This is a genomic window from Methylobacterium sp. CM6246 (assembly GCF_054818005.1).
In genome coordinates this window covers 628,996-644,069 of record NZ_JBTXKY010000001.1, presented here as the reverse complement: position 1 = coordinate 644,069, position 15,074 = coordinate 628,996, and the positions used below count along the sequence as shown (strand labels likewise).

Sequence of the window (15,074 nt, the reverse complement as noted above, 5' to 3'; positions counted from 1 at the left end):
GCCTCGCCGCATCGATCCTACACTTTCCCGTGAGGTCCGGACCATCGCCGGACGATCAGCGACACGCGGCTCAAGCCGCGGCGCCAGGGAGGATGGATGGATACGGGTCAGCCTCTGCTGGAGGTCGACGGCGTCACGCTCCGCTACAAGACGCCCGAGCACCTCGTCACGGCCACCTACCGGGTGAGCTTCCGGATCTGGCCCGGGGACCGGTTCGTCCTGCTCGGACCCTCCGGGTGCGGGAAGTCGACCCTGCTCAAGGCGGTGGGCGGCTACATGGCCCCCACCGAGGGAGAGATCCGGCTGAAAGGCCGCCCGGTGATCGAGCCCGGCCCCGACCGGATGATGGTGTTCCAGGAATTCGACCAGCTGCTGCCGTGGAAGACGGTCCGGCAGAACGTGGTCTTCGCCCTCGAAGCCTCGGGCCGGCTGAAGGGACGGGAGGCGCTGGAGCGGGCGAACCTCTACATCGACAAGGTCAACCTGACGAAGTTCGCCGACAGCTACCCGCACACCCTGTCGGGCGGCATGAAGCAGCGCGTCGCCATCGCCCGCGGCATGGCGATGGAGCCCGACATCCTGCTGATGGACGAGCCGTTCGCGGCGCTCGACGCGCTCACCCGGCGGCGCATGCAGGACGAGCTGCTGATGCTCTGGGAGGAGACGCGCTTCACGGTGCTGTTCGTGACGCACTCGATCCCCGAGGCGATCAAGGTCGGCTCGCGCATCCTGCTGCTCTCGCCCCATCCGGGCGAGGTCAAGGCCGAGCTCAACAGCGCGGCAACCCCGGAGGCGGCGCTGCGGCTCGAGAACCGCATCCAGCAGATGCTCTTTTCGGAAGAGATCCAGGAGGCGGAGAATGTCTAGCGCGCGCGTGTTGACCGGCGCTCCCCTGACGGTGCCGCCGCGCCCCGCCGCCACGGATCCGGCCCGCCCCGAGATCGTGCGGGAGACCGGCCACGCCCACGGCGCCCCGGTTGTGGAGAAGCCGCTCTCGGCGTTCGAGCGCCTCTACAACCAAGCCTGGCTGCGCAAGATCCTGATCCTCGTCCTGCTGGCGGGGATCTGGGAGGCCTACGGGCGCTACCTCGACAACGACCTCCTGTTCCCGACCTTCTCGGCCACCATGGAGGCGTTCTTCCGGGCGGTCGCCGACGGGACGCTGCCGGCCCGGGCCTGGAGCTCGCTGAAGGTGCTGCTGATGGGCTACGCCGCCGGCGTCCTCCTGGCGACCCTGCTCACCGGCATCGCCATCGCGTCGCGGATCGGGACCGACCTCCTCGAGACCCTGACGTCGATGTTCAACCCGCTGCCGGCGATCGCGCTGCTGCCGCTGGCGCTGATCTGGTTCGGGCTCGGCAACGGCAGCCTGATCTTCGTCCTGGTCCACTCGGTGACCTGGGCGATCGCGCTCAACACCCATTCGGGCTTCCTGTCGGTGAGCCGGACGCTCACGATGGTCGGGCGCAATTACGGGCTGTCGGGCCCGCGGCTGATCGGCAAGATCCTGATCCCGGCCGCGTTCCCGTCGATCCTCACCGGCCTGAAGGTCGGCTGGGCCTTCGCGTGGCGCACGCTGATCGCGGCCGAGCTGGTGTTCGGCGTCAGCTCCGGGGCGGGCGGGCTCGGCTGGTTCATCTTCGAGAACAAGAACATGCTCGACATCCCGAACGTGTTCGCCGGGCTGCTCACCGTGATCCTGATCGGCCTCGTGGTGGAGAACCTGATCTTCCAGACGATCGAGCGGCGGACCATCCAGCGCTGGGGCATGCAGGCCTGATCCCCTGACGCCTGATCCCCTGACGCCTGATCCCCTGACGCCTGATCCTCAAGCGGCGCGGCTTCGGGTATGCCCCGCGGATCCTTCGCGGTGACCCGGAGCCTCGACCACCATGCCGACCCTGTCCCTCGCGGAGGCCCACGCGCTCGCGGCCGGCGCCTTCCGCCGCTGTGGCGCCGCCCCTGCCGCCGCCGACAGCACCGCCCGCGCGCTGGTCGCCGCGGAGGCGGACGGCCTGAAGGGCCATGGCCTGTCGCGGGTGCCGGGCTACGCCGCGCAGCTGCGCACCGGCAAGGTCGTGGGCGATGCCCGCGTGGTGATGAGCCGGCCCCGGCCGGGACTCCTGGCGATCGATGCCGGCAACGGCTTCGCCTACCCGGCGCTCGACGCGGCCCTGGCCGAGCTGCCGGATCTGGCACGCCGTCAGGGGATCGCGGCGGCCGGGATCCGCCGCTCGCATCATTGCGGGGCGGCCGGCCTGCCCGTCGAGGCGCTGGCCGAGGCCGGGTGCGTCGCGATCCTGTTCGCCAACACCCCCGCCGCCATGGCGCCCTGGGGCGGCAGCCGGGCGGTGTTCGGCACCAACCCGCTGGCCTTCGGCTGCCCGTTGCCCGGTCGGGCGCCCATCGTGATCGACCTCGCCCTGTCGAAGGTCGCCCGGGCCAGCATCGTCGGCGCGAAGCAGCGCGGCGAGGCGATCCCGGAGGGCTCGGCGCTCGATGCCGAGGGACGCCCGACCACCGATCCCGCCGCCGCCCTCGACGGCACGATGGCGCCGCTCGGCGACGCCAAGGGGACGGCGCTCGCCTTGATGGTGGAACTCCTGGCGGCCGGGCTCACCGGTGCCCGCTTCGCCGCCGAGGCCAGCTCGTTCCTCGACGCGGCGGGCGACCCGCCCGGCACCGGACAGCTGATCCTGGCGATCGACGCCACGGCCCTCGGCCCCGACGCCCCGGAGCGCTTCGCCGTCCTGGCGGCTTCGATCGAGGCGCAGGACGGCGCTCGCCTGCCGGGAAGCCGGCGCCTCGACCTGCGGGTCCGCGCCGCGCGGGACGGGCTGACGGTTCCGGACACCCTCGCGGCCGAGATCGAAGCGTTGGGGTGACGGCGATGCGGTGTTTCCCGTGAAACACGCACGCTGCGGGGCGAAGCGGTTCGGGCAAGGGAAAGTCTGATACACCGCCACGGCAGGGGCGCTCGAGACGGCCGGATCGCGGGGCGTCCGCGCAGGATCGCTCGGTATGCCGGGACGGCGGATGAAGGACGCGACGATGGCTCATCTCGACAGGCGCCGCGTTCTCCAGGGCGGCCTCGGCGCGCTGGCTGTTGCGGCGACGCCCTTGCGCGCCCGGGCTGAGGAGGTCGTGCTTCCCTTCGGCAACGGCACGCGCCCGCTGGTCGCCTATCCGGGCAAGCGCCCGCTTCTGCAGACCACGGCCCGGCCGCCCCAGCTGGAGACGCCGTTCGCGGTGTTCGACGAGGGGGCGATCACCCCCAACGACGCCTTCTTCGTCCGCTATCACCTGGCCGACATTCCCCTGGAGATCGACCCGGACACGTTCCGGCTCGGCGTCGCCGGCCACGTCGACCGGCCGCTCTCGCTGTCGCTCGCGGAGATCAAGGCGCTGCCGGGGCGGAGCGAGATCGTGGCGGTCAACCAATGCTCGGGGAACTCGCGCGGCTTCTTCGAGCCGCGCATGGCCGGCGGTCAGCTCGCCAACGGCGCCATGGGCTGCGCGCGCTGGACCGGCGTGCCGCTGAAGAGCGTGCTCGACCGCGCCGGGGTGAAGGCGGGCGCCGTGCAGGTCGCGTTCGACGGGATGGACGGGCCCGTCCTGCCCGAGACTCCGGACTTTGTGAAGGCGCTCGGCCTCGACCACGCCCGCGACGGCCAAGTGATGCTGGCCTGGGGCATGAACGGCGAAGACCTGCCCTGGCTCAACGGGTTTCCGCTGCGCCTCGTGGTGCCGGGCTTCTACGGCACCTACTGGGTCAAGCACCTGAACGCGATCACGGTGCGCGACACGCCGTTCGACGGCTTCTTCATGAAGAGCGCCTACCGCATCCCGGACAATGCCTGCGCCTGCACGGAGCCGGGCCAGGCCGCCAAAGCCACGGTGCCGATCGGCCGGCTCAACGTGCGGTCGTTCCTGACCAGTCTCGCCGACGGGGCGGACATCAAGGCCGGTCCGGTGCACGTGCGCGGCATCGCGTTCGACGGCGGCTCCGGGATCAAGACGGTCGCGGTGTCCACCGACGAGGGCCGGACCTGGACGCAGGCCGCCCTGGGCCAGGATTCGGGTCCCTACGCGTTCCGGCCCTGGTCGCTCACCCTCGACCTGGCCGCGGGCGCGCACAGCGTCCGGGTCCGGGCCATTGCCAACGACGGCAGCACGCAGCCGATGGACTCGCTCTGGAACCCGTCCGGGTACATGCGCAACGGCGTCGAGATCACCCGGGTCCGGGCGGCGTGAGGGGGAACGGGATGCGCGCGCTTTTGATCGGATCGATGATCGCCGGCCTTCTCGCCGGCACAGCCCTCTCGGCCCCGCGCCGCTACACGGTGCCGGATCCCACGGCCGAGTTGCGGGCCCCGAAGGACGGTGCGTCGGGTGGCCAGGCGCAGGGCTTCGCCGCAGCGCAGGCCAATTGCCAGACCTGCCACTCCGTCGATTACATCGCCACCCAGCCCCCGGGGCGGGGGAAGGCGTTCTGGGAGTCGGAGGTGACCAAGATGATCAAGGTCTACCACGCCCCGATCGACGAGGCGGACGGCCACGCGATCGCGGCCTACCTGGCGGACACGTATTGAGCGACGGCCGCGCCTCAGCGCAGCGTCACGGCCTGCGCGGCGTAGGACGCGACGCTCTGCACCACCGGCAGGTCGTAGGCGTAGATGCGGCCGGCCAGGATCGTCAGGGCGAGGGCCCAGAACACGGCACCACCGACCCTGCGCGCGGTCCGGTCGCCCGAAGCGGTCGGGCACGCCTCGGCCATGCCCGCGGCGACGGGCTCGCCAAAGGGGTCGAACGCCATCGTCGTCGACCGAGTATCCGGGGTGGTGCGCATGACGGTGAATGTCGCGCTCGGGACCCCGCGCCGCAATGGACGGGACTTCCGAAGTTTTCTCGCGCCGGAGAGCGTCCTTCTCTCTTGTGCGCTCGCGACAAACGTTTTCTTCCCTTTGCTCGGATGTCGACCGTGGAGCGACCGGCGTGAGCCCCAGATCATCGGCCCGGACGGGTGAAACCGGGACCACCGTGCGGGACGGGGCGACCACCTCCGTACTGCCGGGCATCGGCCTGTGCGCGGCGATCACCGCCCTGGCCATGGCCGCGCAGGCGCTCGAGGAGCGGGTTGCCGGCCATCCCTATGTCGAGGCCCTGGTGCTGGCGATCCTGATTGGGATCGCGATCCGCACCGCCTGGACGCCGGATGCCCGGTTTCGCACCGGCATCGCGTTCTCGGCGAAGCAACTCCTGGAGGTGGCCGTCGTGCTGCTGGGCGCCTCGCTGAGCCTCGGGGCGATCCTGGCCTCCGGTCCGGCGCTGCTGGCCGGCATCGTCGGCACCGTTGTGATCGGGATCGGCGCCAGCGTGGGGATCTGCCGGGCGCTCGGCCTGCCGCCCAGGATGGCGATCCTGGTGGCGTGCGGCAACGCGATCTGCGGCAACTCGGCCATCGCCGCGGTGGCGCCGGTGATCGGGGCGCAGCCCAAGGACATCGCGGCCGCCATCGCGTTCACCGCGGTGCTCGGCGTGCTGATGGTGCTCGGCTTGCCGCTGTTCGTGCCGCTCGCGGGCCTGAGCGACAACCAGTACGGCGTGCTGGCCGGGCTCACCGTCTACGCGGTCCCGCAGGTGCTGGCCGCGACCGTCCCGGTGAGCCTGCTCTCCACCCAGGTCGGCACCCTGGTCAAGCTCGTGCGCGTGCTGATGCTGGGACCGGTGGTGGTGGCGTTCTCACTGATCGCCCCGCGCCTGCCGCGGGAGGCCGGGCAGGACGCCGAGGCGGAATCGACCCGCGCGAAGGGCCGGCCCGGCCTGACCAAGCTGGTGCCGTGGTTCATCCTCGGCTTCCTGGTCCTGGCGACGTCCCGCTCCATAGGGCTGATCCCGGATGCGGCCGTCAAACCGCTGACGCAGCTCGCGGGCGTGCTCACGGTGCTGTCCATGGCGGCCCTCGGCCTCGGCGTCGATGTGCGGGTGCTCGCCCGGGTCGGAGGCCGGGTCACCCTGGCCGTGACCGCGTCGCTGGCCGTCCTCGTCGCGGTCAGCCTCGGCCTGATCCGCGGCCTGGGGATCGGTTGAGGGCGTGGACAAGCTTAAAATTGTGTTCTGAGTCTTGTATTTCGAATTCCTGCCGAATCTAAGCTTGGGTCCCGCAACAAAGCCGCCGGGCGTCTGAGTGGAAACACTCTGTCCAGACAGCGTTGTCTAGAGTGTCGGCATTAAAATGCTGCCGTTTCGGGCAATCGGCTGAACAGACCATCTTGACACTGCGATGGTTTTTGCTTTGGAACCAATGGGTCATCCACGAAAGCTTAGATCGGAACTCGCGCCGTGCCCGAAACGCATCCTGAGAGCAGCACCGAACTCGCCGTGCTGGTCGGCGACGTCGTCGCGGCTTACGTCTCGAACAACCCCGTCCCACCCACGTCCCTGCCGGCGTTGATCGCCAGCGTGCACGGCGCGCTGATCAACCTCGACCGCAAGGTGCCCGTCGAGGTCGCACCCGTGATCGAGCCGCCGACCGCGGCGCAGATCCGCAAGTCGGTCCAGCAGGACGGGATCGTCAGCTTCATCGACGGGCGGTCGTACAAGACGCTCAAGCGGCATCTCACCGCCCACGGCCTGACGCCGGAGCGGTATCGCGAGCGCTATAGCCTGCCGACGGATTACCCGATGACGGCGCCGGGCTACGCCGCGCAGCGCTCCGCCCTCGCCAAGGCGATCGGCCTCGGTGTTCCGGGCGCCCGCGCCGAGCAGCGCCGGACCGGCACGAACGGCTGATCGCCGGCGTTGACCAGGGTGCGCGTCAGCGCCTGCGGAACGGCAGCACGCGTGCGGTCATTCCGGGCAGGCGGGCGCTGGGCGGGCGGCCAAAGGTCTGGGCCCAGCTCAGGTAGATGATGCGGGCGCCGACGGCCACGGCGGCCACCTCCGGCGCGGGGGGGACGTGGCGTTCGCCGGTTGCCGGCCCGCGCGCGGCCCGTTGCGCCGATCCCTGGCGCCGGGACGGTTGCCCGTCCGGCAGGGACCGCCTGCGCGGGGACTGGGGCTTATCGGGCTTGGCTGAGAACGACACGTCAAATAGTCCCCGTCCGCGTTCGAGGCGCGAGCGGAGACGGACGGTTCGGTCGGCCGTAGGTCCGCCGGGGCGCTCGACCCTCGACAACGTGGCCATTCTACCGGATGGCCCGAAGCACGACAGACCGACTTCGTCCAAAAAACTTGTCTCTGTGTCCCACGGCATCCCGCGGCATCCATCGAAAGGCGACGGGACGGGCCTCGGGCGCCGCCCTGCGATGCGGGCCCGACGCGGCGCCTCGATGGGCCGCGGATAAGCGGAGGGCGGTGGACGCCCCCTCCCTCAACCCACGAAGCGCCGCTACGAAGCGCGGGCGCCCGGCACCGCGGCCAGGAGGCTGCGGGTGTAGGCGTGCTCCGGGGCCGCGAACAGGTCGGCGGTGGTGCGCATCTCCACGATGGCGCCGCGATGCATCACGGCGATCCGGTCGCAGATCGTGGCCGCCACCCGCAGGTCGTGGGTGATGAACAGCATCGCCAGCGACAGCCGCTGCTTCAGGTCCTCCAGCAGGTCCAGCACCTGGCGCTGGACCGAGACGTCGAGCGCGGAGACCGCCTCGTCGGCCACCAGCACGTCCGGTTCCATGGCGAGCGCCCGGGCGATGCCGATGCGCTGGCGCTGGCCGCCCGAGAAGGCGTTCGGGTAGCGGGCGGCCGCCTTCGGGTCGAGGCCGACGAGGTCGAGGAGGCTCCGGGTGCGCTCCCGCGCCTCCGCGGCCGGAACGCCGTGGGCGACCGGGCCCGCCATGATGATCTGCTCCACGGTGCGGCGCGGATTCAGCGAGGCGAACGGGTCCTGGAAGATCATCTGGATGCGGCTGCGCTGAGCGCGCAGGTCCGCACGCCGGAGCGCGGTGTAGTCGAGGCTGCCGAGCCGGACGGTGCCGCCGTCGGGCTCGATCAGCCGGATCGCGAGCCGCGCCGTGGTCGACTTGCCGGAGCCGGATTCGCCGACCAGCCCCAGGGTCTCGCCGCGCCGCACGTCGAAGGCGACCTCCTTGACCGCCGCGACCACCCGGGGGTTGCCGAACAGGCCGGCCTTGGTGGTGTAGGTCTTGGACAGCCCGATCACCGACAGGGCCACGGGGGAGGCCTGCACGCTGGCCCGCACCGGCGGGGTCAGGCTCGGCACCGCGGCGAGCAACGCCTTCGTGTAGGGGGCCTGGGGATCGCGCAGCACCGCCTCGGCGCTGCCCGATTCCACCAGCCGGCCGCGCTGGAGCACCGCCACGTGGTCGGCGATCTCCGCGACCACGCCGAAATCGTGGGTGATGAACAGGACGCTCATCCCGCGCTTGCGCTGCAACTCGCGGATCAGCTTCAGGATCTGGGCCTGGGTGGTGACGTCGAGCGCCGTGGTCGGCTCGTCGGCGACCAGGACCGACGGCTCCAGGGCGAGCGCCATGGCGATCATCGCGCGCTGCCGCTGGCCGCCGGAGAGCTGGTGCGGATAGGCCCGCACCGCCTCCTCGGGGTTGGACAGCCCGACCTCGGTCGCCAAGGCCACCGCCCGGGCCCGCCGCTCGGCCCGGGTGAGCAGGTTATGCGCCTCGAACATCTCGGCGATCTGGTCGCTGATGCGCATCACCGGGTTGAGCGCGGTCATCGGCTCCTGGAACACCATGGCGATCCGCCGGCCGCGCAGGGCGCGCCAGGCCGGCTCGTCCAGGCTCAGCAGGTCCCGTCCCTCGAACAGGATCGAACCGCCCTCGGGCTTGAGCGCCCGGGGCAGGAGGCCGGTGAGCGCGTAGGCGCTCATCGACTTGCCGGAGCCCGATTCCCCGACCACGCAGAGGATTTTGCCGGGCTCCAGGTCGAGGTTCAGGCCCTCGACGGCGTAGGGACGGTCGGCGCCCTTGGGGAGCGCGATCGTCAGGTCACGGATGCGGACGACCGGCTCGCTCATGGTTCAGCTCCTCGCGGCGCGGCGGCGCAGGATGTCCGGCCCGGCCTCGCCGAGATCCCAGAACAGCCCGGCCATGATCGCGAGGCCCTCGCGGGTGCTGGAGGCGAGCATGTGCTCGTCCGGCCCGTGCTGGCGGCAGGCCGGGTAGGAATGCGGCACCCACAGGGTCGGCAGCCCGAGGATCTCCGAGAAGGCGTCGTTCGGCAGCGAACCGCCGAGATTGGGCAGCAGGGCCGGTTTTTTTCCGGCGCTCGCCTCGATCGAGAGAAGCGCCCATTCCACCCAGGGGTCTTCCACCGGCAGCCGGGTCGCTTGAAAAACCTCCGAAGCCCGGGCCGGCCGGACCTCGATCATCGGAAAACCGTTGGCGTCGAGATGCGCGCGCACGTTCTGGATCAGGTTCTTCCAGTCGGTGCCGACCACGAAGCGCAGCTGCAGGGTCGCCTTGGCGTGGGGCGGCACCGCGTTGAGCGGTCCCTCCGGATCGCCGGTCTTGAAGGCGAGGACTTCCAGGGTGTTCCAGGCGAAGACCCGCTCGGCCGGGGTGAGCCCCGGCTCGCCCCAATCGGAATCGATCGTCGGGGCGGTCGGATCCTCGCCGACCCGGATGTCGCGGAGCGCCGTGCGCACGCCCTCGGGGATGGGCGGCGGCCGCAGGGCCTCGACCAGGATGCTGCCGCGGGCATCGACCATCGAGGCGATCGCCGAGGCCAGCACCGTGCCGGGGTTGCGCAGCAGGCCGCCCCAATTGCCGGAATGGTGCGGACCCTCGCGCAGGTTCAGGCTCAGTTCGAAATTGTAGGCGCCGCGGGAGCCCAGGAACAGGGTCGGGCGCTCGGCGCTGAGCCGCGGCCCGTCCGAGGCGATCAGCACGTCGGCGCGCAGGGCCTCCGCGTGCGCGCGGCAGAACGGACGCAGGCCCGGCGAGCCGGATTCCTCGCCCATCTCGATCAGCAGCTTCACGTTGAAGCCGAGGCGGCCGTCGCGCGCCGCGATCACCTGCTCCAGGGCCGCGAGGTTGAGGACGTGCTGGCCCTTGTTGTCGGCGGTGCCGCGCCCGTACCAGCGGTCGCCCTCGACCACGATCTCCCAGGGGCCCAGCCCCGTGCGCCACTGCTCGGGATAGCCCCGCACCGTGTCGCCGTGGCCGTAGATCAGCACGGTGGGGAGGTCCGGTCCCTCGTGCCGCTCGGCGATCAGGAACGGGCCGTGCACCCCGTCCGGATTGTCGTGTTTTTTGGGTGTCTCGAAGCCGAGGCGGGTGACGAGAGGGGTGATGAAGGTGTCGAGATAGGCGTGCAGGGCCGCCTCCTGGCCCGGCGCCTGGCTCTCGGTCGGGTAGGCGACCGCCTCCCGCAGGAGTGCGAGGAACGCCCCGGCGTCGAAGGTGTCGGTTGCGCGCGCGATGGCGTCGTCTCGCGTCATGGTGTGTTTCCCGTGAAACATTGCGGTTCTGGCCGGAATGGATCCCGCGCTGCCCGAGCCTGTCGGCCGGCCCGGGGCACTTCCGGACGTCTGGTCAGTGCCGGGCTTCGGGGGCGGTGATGTCGCGCAGGCCGTCGCCCAGGAGATTGATCGCCAGCACGAGGAAGAGGAGCGCCACGCCCGGGATGGTGATCACCCAGGGCTGGAAGAACATGTACTGCTTGCCCTCCGCGATCATCAGGCCCCAGGACGGCAGCGGCGGCTGCACCCCGAGCCCCAGGAACGACAGGGCGGCCTCGAGCAGGATCGCGTGCGCCATCTCCAGGGTCGCCACGACGATCAGCGCGTTGAGGATGTTGGGCAGGATCTCCTGCAGGATGATGCGCAGGTCGGTGAGGCCCGAAGCGCGGGCGGCCGAGACGAAATCCTGGTTGCGGATCTGCTGGGTGGCGGCCCGGGTCACCACGGCGAAGCGGTCCCAGAGCAGGAAGCCCAGCACCAGCACCACGACCTTGAGCGAGCCGCCGACCAGCGACGCCATGGCCAGCGCCACCAGCACCACGGGCATCGCCAGACGCGTGGTCACGATGTAGCTCACCACCGAATCGACCCAGCCGCCGAAATAGCCGGCGCAGAGGCCCAGCACCGTGCCGATCAGCCCGGAGATCAGCGCCGCCGAGATCCCGATCAACAGGGAGATCTGGCCGCCGTAGAGTAGGCGGCTGAGGTAGTCGCGCCCGAGCTTGTCGGTGCCGAGCGCGTGGTCCCAGGTCCCCTTGGCCTGCCAGATCGGCGGGATCAGGCGGCGCGAGACGTCCTGCGCATAAGGGTCGTGCGGGGCGATCAGCGGTGCGGCCAGCGCGGCCAGCACGATCACCCCGAGGATGCCGGCCCCGATCAGGAAGCCGGCGTGATGCAGGCCGCGCCGGAGCACGAGGCCGGTCGGCGAGCGCACCGGCGCCAGGGCGGCCGGCACCCCGACGTCTTGGGGGAAGGCGGGGGCGGCGAGCGCCGCCGTGTCGGGGGGCAGGCTCATGGGGCGAGCGTCCTCACGATTGGCGCAGGCGCGGATCGAGGAAGGCGTTCAGCAGGTCGGCCGCGAGCGTCAGGGCGATGTAGATCATCGCCAGAACCAGCACGATCGCCTGGACCACCGGGAAGTCGTTGCGGGCGATCGATTCCCAGGCGAGCTGGCCGAGCCCCTGGAGCGAGAACACCGCCTCGATCACGATCGAACCGCCGAGCATGAAGCCGAACTGCACCGCCGCCAGGGCGATCACCGGGATCACGGCGTTGCGCAGCGCATGCCGGACCAGGATCTTGCGCGTCGGCAGCCCCTTGGCCCGGGCGGTCCGGACGTAATCCGAGGCCAGCACCTCCAGCATGCCGTTGCGGGTGAGCCGCATCACCGCCGGCATGGCGTAGTAGCCGAGCGCCACCGCGGGCAGGACGAAGTTCTTCCAGCCGGTGTTGCCCGAGACCGGCAGCCAGCGGAGGTTGACCGAGAAGATCAGGATCAGGGTCAGCCCGAACCAGAAACTCGGCATCGCCTGGCCCAGCACCGAGACCGACAGGGCGAGCCGGTCGATCCAGGTATCGCGGCGGACGGCGGCGATCACCCCGAGCGGCACCGCCACGAACAGGGCCACCGCGAGCGCGATGATCCCGAGATAGAGCGTGATCGGCAGGCGGGCGGCGAGCAAGTCGATCACCCGCTCGCGGAAGTAGAAGGAATTGCCGAAATCGAGGTGCAGCGCCCGCCAACCCCAGGCGAGGAACTGGGTCAGCAGAGGCTGGTCCAGGCCGTAATCCTTGCGGATCTGCACGATCTGGGGCCCGGTGGCCTCCGGCCCGCCAATCGCCGTGGCGAGGTCGCCGGAGAGGTGGAGCAGCATGAAGCTCGCCACCGAGACCGTGAAGGCCACCGCCAGGGCGACCAGGATGCGCCGGAGCGTGAAGGCCAGCACGCGAGCGGCCTACTTCCAGGACGCCGCGTAGAAGCGCGGCACCTCATCCGGCTGGGCGGTGAAGTTCAGGTCCGACGTGAAGGCGTAGTTGGTGGCGTACGAGAACATCGGCAGGGCGTAGGCCTGGGCGGCGATCCGCTGGAGCGCCTTGGCGTAGGCGGCCTTGCGCTTGTCCGGGTCGGTGGAGCCGTCACCCTCCTGCAGGTCGGCGATCACCTGCGGATCCTTGGTCAGGTCCTCCTCGCCGCCGCGGAAGAAGACCCCGTCGAAGGCCGAGACGTCGTAGACCGAGAACGAGCCCCAGGTCTGATAGCCGATCGAGACCTTGCCGCTCCGCAGGGCATCCCGGAACGCGGCGTAGCGCAGGTAGTTGAGCCGGACCTTGATGCCGACCGCCCCGAGATAGCCGATCACCGCCTCGGCGTAGTCCCGCTCGCGATAGGCGCCGAGGTCGATCTCGAACCCGTTCGCGTAGCCCGCTTCCTTGAGCAGGGCCTTGGCCTTGGCCGGGTCGTAGGGGTAGCGCATCACCCCCTGGTCGTTGCAGCCGAACTGATCGACGAAGCACAGCGCGTTCATCACCCGCGAGGCGCCGCGCACGAGGTTATCGACCATCGCCTTGCGGTCGATGGCGTAGGAGATCGCCTGCCGGACCCGCACGTCCTTGAGCGGCGAGTTCTCCTTGGCGCGGCCGAGCGTGTCGAACTGCAGGAAGCCGACCCGCATGGTCTCGGAGTTGAGCACGGTGACGTTGGGCGCGGCGCGCAGCTGTTCGGCCTGGTCGCTCGGCACCCGCCAGATCCAGTCGACACCCCCGGTCATCAGCTCGGCCATCCGGCTCTCGCCGTCCGGGATGACCCGGAACTGCAGCTTGCCGATCTTCGGCGTCCCGAGCGGGCTGCCCGACCAATACTTGGCGAAGCGCTCCATGGAGACGCCGCGCCCGCTATCGACCTTGGTGATCCTGTACGGGCCGCTGCCGATCGGCGCCTTGGCGAAGCCGTCGAGGCCGACCTTCTTGAAGTAGGAGGCCGGGAAGATCGGCATGGGCCCGGCGAGGTATTCCAGTGCCGCCGGGAACGGCGCCTTGAGGTGGATCCGGGCGCTGTGCGGGCCGGTGACCTCCACCGACTTCATCCAGTCGACGTTCTGGCGGGTGACCGTGCGGGCCTCGGGCGTCAGCATGAAGTTGAACGTGAAGGCGACGTCCTCGGGCCCGAGCGGGTCGCCGTTGTGGAAGGTCACGCCCTCGCGGATCGTCAGGTCCAGGGTGGTGTCGTCGGCCCAGGTCCAGGCGGTGGCGAGCATCGGCTTGTAGGTGCCGTCCGCGGGGTCGCGCCACAGCAGCGTGTCCCAGCAGTTGCGGGCCAGGATGACGCCCTCGCGGGCGCTGTTGTGATAGGGGCTGACGTTCTCGGGCTCGCTGTCGGAGGCGTAGACCAGGGTGTCGTCGGCCTTGCCGGCCAGGGCCGGGCTCGCCGCGACCAGTGCGATCAGGGAAGCCGCCAGCGACGCGGTGAGGGTGATCGTCCGTACCGGCATGTCGATTCCGTCTCCGACGACGACGGGCAGGATGTCGGGGAGGATCTCCGCGACTGCCGCCTTTTTCACCCTGCGATGATGTTGTGCATCTGGGATCGCAACAAGTAGAATTTGGCGAGCGGTGCGTTGCCATCTGGGCAACGGATATGCGCCATAAGTGATATCGAGGCAGGATAATGCAGACGACAGGGCTGCGCTACTTCCTGGCCGTGGCCCGCACCGGCTCGATCGCGGCGGCCTCGGCCCAGCTGAACGTCGCCGCCTCGGCGATCAGCCGGCAGATCGGCAACCTGGAGGCCGAACTCGACTGCGTGCTGTTCGAGCGGCGCCCGCGCGGCATGGTGCCGAGCCCGGCGGGCGAGCTCCTGGCCCAGCACGCGCACCAGATGCTGATCCGGTCCGAGCAGGTCGTCACCGAGATCCGGGAGCTGGAAGGCCTCGCCCGCGGCCTGATCCGGGTGGCGAGTTCCGAGGGGTTTTCGCTCGACATCGTGCCGAGCACCGTGGCGTCCTTCCACGCGGCGCATCCGGGCCTGCGCTTCGAGGTGACCGTGCTGCCCCCCGCCCAGGTGACCCAGATCGTGGCCGCCGGCGAGGCCGACCTCGGCATCACCTTCGCACTCGCGCCGTCCACCCAGGTCGAGGTGCTGTATGACGAACAGGTCGACATGCTGGTGCTCGCCGCCCCGGACCATCCCCTGGCGCGGGCGAAGGTGGTGCAGCTGTCCGAGTTGCCGAACTATCCCATCGCCCTGCCGACCCGGGACACGACCCTGCGGCAGGTGTTCGACGCCGCCTGCCTGCAGGAGGGCATCGTGATCGAGCCGGTCCTGACCGCCAACAACCTGGCCACCCAACTGCCGTTCGTGCGCAGATCCCGCGGTCTCGCGCTGATGTCGGCGCTCTCGATGCGCACGCCGCTGGACCTGAACGCCCTGGTCAGCCTGCCGATCCGCGCCCAGGCGAGCCTCTCGCGGAACATCCAGATCCAGGCGATGCGCGACCGGCGTCTGCCCCGGGCGGTGCGGGGCTTTTTGCGCCAGCTCCTGGACGCGCTGCCGCCGCCGGCAGGTTCTGCTTAGAGCCGTGCCCGATCGCGTTGCAATCAAGCACGGCTCTAAGTTCTTGTTTTGCCGCGTTCTCTT

At 70.3% G+C, this 15,074-nt stretch carries 14 protein-coding genes; 8 read left to right on the top strand and 6 right to left on the bottom strand.

Annotated elements, in window-relative coordinates; genetic code table 11:
- Positions 1–96 precede the first annotated feature (96 nt).
- The 5 genes from ACYQPG_RS03280 to sorB all read left to right on the top strand — a co-directional run bounded on the left by ACYQPG_RS03280 (position 97) and on the right by sorB (position 4,592).
- Entirely contained in the window at positions 97–867 is a 771-nt protein-coding gene (locus ACYQPG_RS03280) for an ABC transporter ATP-binding protein (RefSeq protein WP_461230244.1), read from the top strand.
- On the top strand, positions 860–1,780 hold the full coding sequence (locus ACYQPG_RS03275) for an ABC transporter permease (RefSeq protein WP_147909477.1): 921 nt from the start codon (positions 860–862) through the stop codon (positions 1,778–1,780). Before ACYQPG_RS03280 ends, ACYQPG_RS03275 begins: the two co-directional genes overlap by 8 nt.
- Before the next feature lie 112 nt (positions 1,781–1,892).
- Positions 1,893–2,885, top strand: a complete 993-nt coding sequence (locus tag ACYQPG_RS03270) for an Ldh family oxidoreductase (RefSeq protein ID WP_461230243.1) — start codon at positions 1,893–1,895, stop codon at positions 2,883–2,885.
- A gap of 166 nt (positions 2,886–3,051) precedes the next feature.
- Positions 3,052–4,254 (top strand): SorA family sulfite dehydrogenase catalytic subunit, encoded by a 1,203-nt coding sequence (sorA, locus tag ACYQPG_RS03265; RefSeq protein ID WP_461232411.1) that lies wholly within the window; start codon positions 3,052–3,054, stop codon positions 4,252–4,254.
- An 11-nt stretch (positions 4,255–4,265) separates the two neighbouring features.
- Entirely contained in the window at positions 4,266–4,592 is a 327-nt protein-coding gene (gene sorB, locus ACYQPG_RS03260) for a SorB family sulfite dehydrogenase c-type cytochrome subunit (protein WP_147939277.1), read from the top strand.
- 14 nt (positions 4,593–4,606) lie between these two features.
- Here the strand turns inward: sorB and ACYQPG_RS03255 are convergent, their stop codons facing one another.
- On the bottom strand, positions 4,607–4,816 hold the full coding sequence (locus tag ACYQPG_RS03255; protein WP_461230242.1) for a hypothetical protein: 210 nt from the start codon (positions 4,814–4,816) through the stop codon (positions 4,607–4,609).
- A 224-nt stretch (positions 4,817–5,040) separates the two neighbouring features.
- Between ACYQPG_RS03255 and ACYQPG_RS03250 the strand changes: the two genes are divergently transcribed.
- Positions 5,041–6,090 (top strand): YeiH family protein, encoded by a 1,050-nt coding sequence (locus ACYQPG_RS03250; RefSeq protein WP_147909489.1) that lies wholly within the window; start codon positions 5,041–5,043, stop codon positions 6,088–6,090.
- Positions 6,091–6,342: 252 nt separating this feature from the next.
- A complete protein-coding gene (locus ACYQPG_RS03245; protein WP_147909473.1) occupies positions 6,343–6,792 on the top strand; it encodes a Ros/MucR family transcriptional regulator in 450 nt (149 codons plus the stop codon).
- Between the two features lie 598 nt (positions 6,793–7,390).
- On the opposite strand, the gene ACYQPG_RS03240 is transcribed toward ACYQPG_RS03245, so the two are convergent.
- The 5 genes from ACYQPG_RS03240 to ACYQPG_RS03220 all read right to left on the bottom strand — a co-directional run bounded on the left by ACYQPG_RS03240 (position 7,391) and on the right by ACYQPG_RS03220 (position 13,929).
- Positions 7,391–8,995 (bottom strand): dipeptide ABC transporter ATP-binding protein, encoded by a 1,605-nt coding sequence (locus tag ACYQPG_RS03240; RefSeq protein ID WP_461230241.1) that lies wholly within the window; start codon positions 8,993–8,995, stop codon positions 7,391–7,393.
- Between the two features lie 3 nt (positions 8,996–8,998).
- On the bottom strand, positions 8,999–10,420 hold the full coding sequence (locus ACYQPG_RS03235) for a M20 family metallopeptidase (RefSeq protein ID WP_461230240.1): 1,422 nt from the start codon (positions 10,418–10,420) through the stop codon (positions 8,999–9,001).
- A gap of 94 nt (positions 10,421–10,514) precedes the next feature.
- Positions 10,515–11,456 (bottom strand): ABC transporter permease, encoded by a 942-nt coding sequence (locus ACYQPG_RS03230; protein ID WP_461230239.1) that lies wholly within the window; start codon positions 11,454–11,456, stop codon positions 10,515–10,517.
- A gap of 13 nt (positions 11,457–11,469) precedes the next feature.
- Positions 11,470–12,387, bottom strand: coding sequence for an ABC transporter permease (locus tag ACYQPG_RS03225; RefSeq protein WP_147909217.1), 918 nt, complete (start codon positions 12,385–12,387; stop codon positions 11,470–11,472).
- Between the two features lie 9 nt (positions 12,388–12,396).
- Positions 12,397–13,929, bottom strand: a complete 1,533-nt coding sequence (locus ACYQPG_RS03220; protein ID WP_419829970.1) for an ABC transporter substrate-binding protein — start codon at positions 13,927–13,929, stop codon at positions 12,397–12,399.
- A gap of 176 nt (positions 13,930–14,105) precedes the next feature.
- On the opposite strand from ACYQPG_RS03220, the gene ACYQPG_RS03215 reads away from it, so the two are divergent.
- Complete coding sequence (locus tag ACYQPG_RS03215) at positions 14,106–15,011, top strand: LysR family transcriptional regulator (protein WP_461230237.1); 906 nt, start codon at positions 14,106–14,108, stop codon at positions 15,009–15,011.
- Positions 15,012–15,074 lie beyond the last annotated feature (63 nt).